General features: G+C 44.3%; 1 protein-coding gene. It reads left to right on the top strand.

The genetic code is table 11. The features are described from left to right. Positions 1-388: transposase (locus tag WG89_RS29015; protein WP_172806969.1), on the top strand; the 388-nt coding region annotated here is incomplete at its 5' end. Positions 389-653 lie beyond the last annotated feature (265 nt).

Raw genomic sequence — 653 nt, 5'->3', positions numbered from 1 at the left:
GACAATACCTGGCCGTTTCAATGCAGATGTTTTTATACGCTTCCTGAAACAGATGCTGAAAGGCCATGATCGTCCAGTCATAGTAGTAGTCGATGGTCACCCGGCACACAAAGCAAAGAAAGTTCAGAATTACCTCAAATCAGAATCTCGATTATTGGGAATACATGTATTGCCTGCCTATTCCCCAGAGCTCAATCCTGATGAATTTGTCTGGGGATTCCTGAAATCAGGATGTATAGGAAGAATGATCTTAAGAACGAAAGATCAATTTCTTAAAGCCATTTCATCAGGCCTTAAGAAGCTTCAGAGGAGTCAAGGTATCATTCTTGGTTTCTTTAGAGCAGAGCATACTGCCTATGCATGCTTGGAGACGTTTTCGGGTAGTTAATGCACACATCAGTAAGTCAGGCCTAGGAGCCTGTCGGACTTAACCAGCAAAACAGGTAAAATCCTGATTCCAGTACCAGTAACACTCAAAGCACTATGAATAAGTGGAAGTTCAAACCGGTCGACCGAAACACTCCCGACCTTTTCCCTGCCAGCATCCAGGATTATCTTCCAGAAGGTCATATGGCTCGCTTTGTGGTGGATGTTGTTGACCAGCTCGACCTGTCTCCACTGATCAATTCTTATCGAGGCACAGGATCAAAAGG

Source organism: Endozoicomonas arenosclerae (genome assembly GCF_001562015.1).
Taxonomy (GTDB): Bacteria; Pseudomonadota; Gammaproteobacteria; order Pseudomonadales; family Endozoicomonadaceae; genus Endozoicomonas_A; species Endozoicomonas_A arenosclerae.
Note: the sequence above shows the minus strand (reverse complement) of the source record. Positions and strands in the feature narration are given on the sequence as shown.